At 65.3% G+C, this 518-nt stretch carries 1 protein-coding gene; it reads left to right on the top strand.

Annotated features, from left to right (window positions below):
• On the top strand, positions 1-518 hold a 518-nt coding region (locus NKI20_RS33675), incomplete at both ends, for an elongation factor 1-alpha C-terminal domain-related protein (protein WP_502898193.1).

Here is a 518-nt window from a genome sequence, read left to right as displayed (position 1 = left end):
GCGTCAGGCGACGAGATCGTTGTCGCCAAGTCCGGCAAGTCTTCGCGCGTCAAGCGGATCGTCTCGCATGGCGGCGACCTCGCCCAGGCGGCTGCCGGCCAGGCCGTCACGCTGGTTCTTGACGACGAGGTCGAGATCTCGCGCGGCAACATGCTGGTTTCGCCGGCCGCACGGCCGCAGGTCGCCGACCAGTTCGCCGCCAACATCGTCTGGTTCGACGAGCATGCGCTGCTGCCCGGCCGCTCCTACATCCTGCGCACCGAGACCGACCAGACCAGCGCCACCGTCACCGACCTGAAATACCGGATCAACGTCAACGACTTTGCCCATGAGGCGGCCAAGTCGCTCGAAATGAACGAAGTCGGCATCTGCAACATCTCGACGCGGACGCCGATCGCCTTCGATCCCTTCGCCGAGAACCGCACCACCGGCGCCTTCATCCTGATCGATCGCATCTCGAATGCCACCGTCGGCGCCGGCATGATCCTGCACACGCTGCGCCGCGCCGAAAACATCCA

The organism is Mesorhizobium sp. M0830 (assembly GCF_040319965.1).
Lineage (GTDB): Bacteria > Pseudomonadota > Alphaproteobacteria > Rhizobiales > Rhizobiaceae > Mesorhizobium.
This window is presented reverse-complemented; position numbering and strand designations above follow the sequence as displayed.